At 47.1% G+C, this 5937-nt stretch carries 8 protein-coding genes; 1 reads left to right on the top strand and 7 read right to left on the bottom strand.

Annotated elements, in window-relative coordinates; genetic code table 11:
* From ACN0R1_RS20985 to ACN0R1_RS20955, 7 genes are all read right to left on the bottom strand, one after another.
* On the bottom strand, positions 1-186 hold a 186-nt coding region (locus ACN0R1_RS20985; protein ID WP_417586109.1), incomplete at its 3' end, for a hypothetical protein.
* A gap of 103 nt (positions 187-289) precedes the next feature.
* On the bottom strand, positions 290-754 hold the full coding sequence (locus tag ACN0R1_RS20980) for an excalibur calcium-binding domain-containing protein (RefSeq protein WP_417586108.1): 465 nt from the start codon (positions 752-754) through the stop codon (positions 290-292).
* 194 nt (positions 755-948) lie between these two features.
* Entirely contained in the window at positions 949-2496 is a 1548-nt protein-coding gene (locus tag ACN0R1_RS20975; protein ID WP_417586107.1) for an IS1182 family transposase, read from the bottom strand.
* 166 nt (positions 2497-2662) lie between these two features.
* A complete protein-coding gene (locus tag ACN0R1_RS20970; RefSeq protein ID WP_417586106.1) occupies positions 2663-3106 on the bottom strand; it encodes a hypothetical protein in 444 nt (147 codons plus the stop codon).
* A gap of 108 nt (positions 3107-3214) precedes the next feature.
* The gene (locus ACN0R1_RS20965; RefSeq protein ID WP_417586105.1) at positions 3215-3523 is read right to left on the bottom strand and encodes a hypothetical protein; all 309 of its coding nucleotides are present in this window, start codon (positions 3521-3523) and stop codon (positions 3215-3217) included.
* Between the two features lie 125 nt (positions 3524-3648).
* A complete protein-coding gene (locus ACN0R1_RS20960; RefSeq protein WP_417586104.1) occupies positions 3649-4233 on the bottom strand; it encodes a hypothetical protein in 585 nt (194 codons plus the stop codon).
* A gap of 255 nt (positions 4234-4488) precedes the next feature.
* Positions 4489-4749, bottom strand: coding sequence for a hypothetical protein (locus tag ACN0R1_RS20955; RefSeq protein WP_417586103.1), 261 nt, complete (start codon positions 4747-4749; stop codon positions 4489-4491).
* Positions 4750-5097: 348 nt separating this feature from the next.
* Here ACN0R1_RS20955 and ACN0R1_RS20950 point away from each other — a divergent pair, with 348 nt between their 5' ends.
* Complete coding sequence (locus tag ACN0R1_RS20950) at positions 5098-5799, top strand: phage integrase N-terminal SAM-like domain-containing protein (RefSeq protein WP_417586102.1); 702 nt, start codon at positions 5098-5100, stop codon at positions 5797-5799.
* The last annotated feature ends 138 nt before the right edge of the window (positions 5800-5937 follow it).

Genomic DNA, 5937 nt, shown 5'->3' with positions numbered 1-5937 from the left:
AAACTCGTCGGGAGAAACTTGCCCCGAGTCTCTCAGTAGTTTAAGTTCTTCCAACTCCATCTTTCTCTCTTGCTTTTCAATGTATTCCCACTCCCGAGGCGAAGCACCAGAAGCGGCCGCATCAGTTATGTCCTCAGGGCTATAGCCTTCATCTCTCATTTCATGAAGAAAGTCCCAGTCACTCATATGTATCTCCTTTGCCTAACGCCGCAAATCACCGGCACCAAAAAGCAGAGCGAAGCGGCGCTTTTGGCGTCCGAGTGCATTTGCCTTGTTAGAACACCTTTTATCACCTGCACCACTGTCGCTCACATGGTACCCCATCGTTGTTACCATCCATTTTTGTATTTGGACAGTATCTCAGAAAATAATTCGCTTCTGCACAGGAAGTCATCTGAGAGCAGTGAGTTCGGCCATCGCATCTGAATTGTTGGCTTGGTGCATTTTCTGTAGAAAAAGTTGAGTTTGCGGGAGCAGAAAACACTTCGCTTGGAAAGCTAGAACTCGACGGCGTGATCGATGAAACTCCACCACTCATATAAGCAAAGACAACCATTATCATGAATCCGAATACTTGTATTTTGAAAGCACCCTTAGCGTCCTGCCAATGGGCAAATAAGTAGATTATAGCCACTGGCGCAATAAATAAGACGGCAAGCCCCCACAGAATACTTGTTCTGAAAGCTGCTATTAGCAAACCAATCCCACCAATAACAAAAATACCAAGACCAACGTATAAGACTAGTTCACTCACTCCGTGTTCCTTATAAAGTTCTAACGAGCCTGTCGGATTAGACATTTTGAAATCAAAATCCCCAGCATCGACAGCGCCTGCTTCATTCTGTTAATTGTGACCTGCTCAAATCAGTAAATCGTTTTACTCATTCAAACAGCCGATATTCATTATCTAAGGCAGTCACAGCCACCCTGCAGAGGCTTTTGGCTCCGTTAATGCCTGTATTCCCCCTGTGTCGCAATTTTCTCAAGGTTATGCACCATGCAGTACATCAACCACTGGGCATTGACCTTGGATTTCCCTCTCAGTGTAAACCGATTCAATCCTTTGTTGCTTTCCAGGTTGCCAAACACCGGTTCAACCGTACCCAAGCGTTGGCTGTAGATATGGCGTCCCATTGGGCTATCGATCTTCTGCTTCATTTTCTCGATAAAACTGGATAGGGGTTTGCGCTCACCCAGTGCAAAGCTCACTTGCCGTCCATCTTGTTGATTAGCTCGGCGCAGGCACTGATGTTTTAGAGAGCAGTCTCGACAGTGTTGGCGGTAGCCCTGGAAGCTTATAGTTGCTTGTTCATCTATCAGTCCCTTGAAGCGTTTCCACATCGGTTGACCTGCCGGGCAGCGGCAGGTTTCCGTCAACGGATCATAATCAAAATCAGCAGGGGTAAAGCGTTGTGCTGCCTGGCCACCACGTTCTTTACGCCGTTGTGCCTTGGCTGTTTTGAAGGTTACGGATTCAGCAAAGCGTGGATCGCGTTTACGGAACTGGTTATCGGCAATGTAACCATCGATGCCCAAGCGATAGATCAGCTTCATATTGGCATCACTGTGGAATCCACTGTCAGCCGTGATCTTGGCTTCACGCAGAATCGAGCAGTCTGGTTGTATCTGTCGGAACTGGCGCTGTATGCCCATTAGCATGGGTTCCAGGGTGTGCTGTTCTTGACCCGCGCCATAAGCGTGAGCATGGACGATGATCTGGTGTTTGTTATCGACAGCCGCTACGCCATTGTAGCCCTGAATGACACCTTTCGATGTCTTCATCTTGGCACTATCGGGATCAGTGATATTTCCCTTGACCGGTGTGCCACGCTGACCGAGCCGTTCAGGCGCGGTCGCTAAGTGCTTTTTTATCTTGGCAGAGACCTTTTCAAGTTTTTCAATCTGGGCCTGTTCACGGGCGAGGATTTCAGGCGGTTGATCCTGACGGTCATCGTGCTGATGCGCGGTCAGCATGCGTGAAACCGCACGGTCTATCTTAGCTTGTTTACGGTTTAATTCGGCTCGCGTACCACTCCACTCTTTTGCTGCATTAGAGGGTAGCTTGCAGCCATCAATGGCAAACATTTCCCGACCAATCAGGTTGAGACCATCACATACCATCAGAACATGTGTAAACAGTGGCGCGATCACTTCATCCATGCGGGAGATAAAGTCTGCAATCGTGCTGTGATGAGGTTGGCTGTCAGCCGACAGCGCCATAAAAATCACATTCTCACGACATGCCTGAGCAATCTTGCGGCTACTGGTGATGCCTCGGGAGTAAGCGAATAACACCACCTTCAGCAGAATCGCCGGATCATAAGCCGGAGCACCGTTGACGTCATTGCGATAGCGGGATTCAAACACGCTGAGATCGAGATCATTATCCACGACGTGGTTCAGCGTATATTCAAAGGAGCCAGGTTGGATTTGATCCGCGAAACGCAGCGGAATCATCTTGGTCTGGTTGTAATCGTAGTGCTTGTACCGCGCCATCCCTTGCCACCTCTGATCTCAAATTCAATTCAGCGATTTTAGCGGATCACTGTGCCACCAGCCAAGGGCTGGGGGACTTATCCGACAGTCTCAACGCTGCCAACACGAGCAGCTTTGTAGTGGAGGCGTAGCCAGAACGTAAAAGCTGTCGCTGTGCTTGGCTTGGTTATGTGAAAACCTGAGGTAAATATCGAAGCCCTCCAACAAATAGCTCTTTCACTACTTCTGTTACGGCACCTCGTGCACCATCAGCGAGGACGCTTTGTGCTTTTTCTGCGAGGTTTTGATACTTAGAATCGTTTTCCATAGTCGGTGGTGCATATCCCAGCAAAGTTAACCCCTTCAAGGTCAACCTCACCTGCGAATAATGGCCCCCATAAGATACACTGCCAACCTCAATGAACCCCTCAGACTTGAGCCAAGTGACCGTATTACCTGCAAGGATCATACTTTCCCAAAGCTCATCTTCTGTTTCGTTTGTATCCTTAGGCTTGGCATCAAGACCGAGGGCATTCGAATCTACATCTAAATGACCTGGAAATACCTCGAACAATTTGACGAGCAGGTGAAGTGTAATTCGATTAAATGCATCAAAGTTGCTTGTATTCATCAGAGCCTCCAATTCACATAGCGTCGCACTTTGGGGCTAAAGCTGCGTAGCCGCGAAGTTCCCGGGCACACGAAGTGTGGCGACAACAGTACTTGGTTATGTGGTATTTCACCCAAAGTATGTTCCCAACCTATCCATTAGTTCTGCTCTGCTATAGCCAAAATATGTGACGTAAATTCCGTAAGCAGCTAATGCACGCAAGCCCCACATCATCTTTGTTCTAGTTAGTCTGGTTGCTTCATAAAGAGGGTCATCTTCATCGGTGTCCAAAATGATGTACCTCTGAACCATTCCATGAAGCATTCCTCCTACTAGAAACAGAGATATTAGCCCGATTAGAGCTCCATACTCTTCTGAATAAGCTAAAAGTACAAAAGCCAATATGGCTGAAAATAATCCCGGCATCACATCACCCATTTTTCAAATTCTAGTAAAGCTATGGTTCCTTGTAGTGCTGTGTACATAGCCCCACATAACGCCCGGCTCACGCGCCGGTTTGGAACCGCGAAGCGGCGGAAAATCGGTCGCTGTGCAGCCGATTGTTAGCAATCGATTGTGGAAATCAAAGTGAACTTAATATTCCGTCGATTGAACTCAGCTTGTATCCAACTAGTTATTCTTAGGATCGCCGCAACAAAAATGATCACGAATTTTATCCGGTGATCGCTGTCGGCCCAAGTGTATTTCTTTTCCACACGCTCACCTTCCGCATTCTTGCCAGAAACGTATGCATGTAGGCTTTCACACGGTGAAACTTGAGCCCCCGGAACAACGTTATTAACCTGATCTTTCAGCGAATCAATTAACGAACCTTCAAGCTTATAGCCCTTTCGATGAGAGAAGCGATTCCTGACTTCGTTGATCTTGTCAAATAGCTTGAAGATGTCAGCATCCAGCCCGATATTTTTCGCTATAACGAGCTTAGTCTTGAACGGAACAAAAGTACCCGCGTAGAGATCCTCAGTGGCCGTTAATTTAGAGGCCCAGATGTTTAAAACTTCCTCAAGTATAAGGTGCGCTCGAAGAACGCAGGTTGCTTCATCGGGAATGCTTATCATCGCCAGATAGTCTTGATGATCGAAGATCCGATTAAAATCGCCTCCGACGGGAATCTCCCTTTCGTTCATGGTTGACTATTCTCCATATTCGCTAACGCCGCTCAGCACGCGCGGCTACGCAATGGAGGCGAAGCCGCATGTAGTAGCCGTTGCCGTGACTGGCATGGTTAGAAACTTTTTGCACGGTCTCTAGCTTTCCGATTTGTACATAACCCAGTTCCGATAGGATTCTGGCTTGATTTCCTCAGTTTCCACCGGCTTAACGGGAACCCTGGATAACCACTGCTCTGAATCAATTTGCTCAAAAGTTTCGGACCTGACCTTCTACACATATCCCACCTGGTCCCAATCGACATCGGTATCCTTTAGCACGATACGAGGTGGACGCTCCGAGGTTTCAACAGAGAAAACTGCCCCGTCGCCGAGAGGGCGATATGAAATTGCAAAAGGGATTGCCAACTCCCGCTCCGAAACAGCATAAACGCCGTGCTCGTTATCCGCCATGCCATATCCAACACCTTGCGTCGGATTTAGCAGATCAAGCTTTTTTCGAGTACCGTGGTACAGATATTCGGGCTTATCCATCGCTCGACCAGTTTCTAACATTTATATCGTAGCCTTAAAGGCCACTTTGCCAAGACTTCTATCTCAGCATATTGATTTAACTCAAACTAATCCAAAACCTAGGACTGGTCAATCTCCTACGACATGTGCGGTCTTCATGTCTGGCGAGAAAAACGATCATTGAGGCCACTATCACGATTTTCCAACTTAGTAACAAGTGTATGATTTTAAATATATTAGTATGGCTGTAATACTTTGTTTCCAGATTTTAGCCTCTACGATCATTTTTCCAGTTCTCTGTCTTGACTATATATCGCATACTGTATATAAAAACAGTATTGAAGCTTGGTTCATGACAAGGATCTGTTGATGGATGATATACCGCCTCCCTTACCTGCAAACCCCGTCCGCTTTATGGATCAGTTCCGCGCGTGTGTTCGCACTCGGCACTTGGCCTACCGCACAGAGAAAACCTATTGTGGTTGGGTAAAGGATTTCATTTATTTTCATCAGAAACGTCATCCACAAGAGATGGGAGCTATCGAGGTGGATGCCTGGTTAAGCTATCTTGCTAACCAACGTAACGTTGCTATCAACACGCAAAAAACTGCGTTGAATGCGATTGTGTTTCTTTATAAGCACTTTCTGCACAAAGATCTTGGCCAGTTGGCATTTACCCGAACTAATAAAGGCAGGCGCTTACCGACTGTTTTTTCACATGATGAAGCCATGCGTGTATTAGGCTTTATGGAGGGTGATCATAAACTGGTCGCCAGTTTGATGTATGGCTCTGGGCTTCGAGTAATGGAGTCGGTTCGCTTGCGTGTACAGGATGTTGATTTTTCTCAGCAGTGCTTGATCATTCGTGAAGCCAAAGGTGATAAATGCCGTCGAACCTTACTTCCTAAAGCGTTACTGGAGGCTTTGCGTATACAAATTTTCCTTCGTGCAGGCACTGATATACGCAATATTCAGGAGTTGCTGGGTCATAACGATATTAGTACAACGATGATTTACACTCATGTCATCGGCATACATGAACGCAACGTTTCAAGCCCTTTGGATAGATGATTAACTAACCGCCAGACACGCTACCGCCCGGCCCGTGCTCCATCACAGCTGTAACTGACTCAATGAATCGTACCGGGTTTTGTGGAGGCAGTTTGCTTTAAGTCAGGCCGCTATAGCCTGACCAGTTTGGTGCTGATA

This window comes from Nitrincola sp. (assembly GCF_048264025.1).
Lineage (GTDB): Bacteria > Pseudomonadota > Gammaproteobacteria > Pseudomonadales > Balneatricaceae > Nitrincola.
Note: the sequence above shows the minus strand (reverse complement) of the source record. Positions and strands in the feature narration are given on the sequence as shown.

What these genes read in the sequence shown, in the direction of transcription:
- ACN0R1_RS20950 (WP_417586102.1), top strand. Translation starts at nt 5,098, where the DNA reads ATGGATGATATACCGCCTCCCTTACCTGCAAACCCCGTCCGCTTTATG.
- ACN0R1_RS20965 (WP_417586105.1), bottom strand. Translation starts at nt 3,523, where the DNA reads ATGGGTGATGTGATGCCGGGATTATTTTCAGCCATATTGGCTTTTGTA.
- ACN0R1_RS20960 (WP_417586104.1), bottom strand. Translation starts at nt 4,233, where the DNA reads ATGAACGAAAGGGAGATTCCCGTCGGAGGCGATTTTAATCGGATCTTC.
- ACN0R1_RS20975 (WP_417586107.1), bottom strand. Translation starts at nt 2,496, where the DNA reads ATGGCGCGGTACAAGCACTACGATTACAACCAGACCAAGATGATTCCG.
- ACN0R1_RS20955 (WP_417586103.1), bottom strand. Translation starts at nt 4,749, where the DNA reads ATGGATAAGCCCGAATATCTGTACCACGGTACTCGAAAAAAGCTTGAT.
- ACN0R1_RS20970 (WP_417586106.1), bottom strand. Translation starts at nt 3,106, where the DNA reads ATGAATACAAGCAACTTTGATGCATTTAATCGAATTACACTTCACCTG.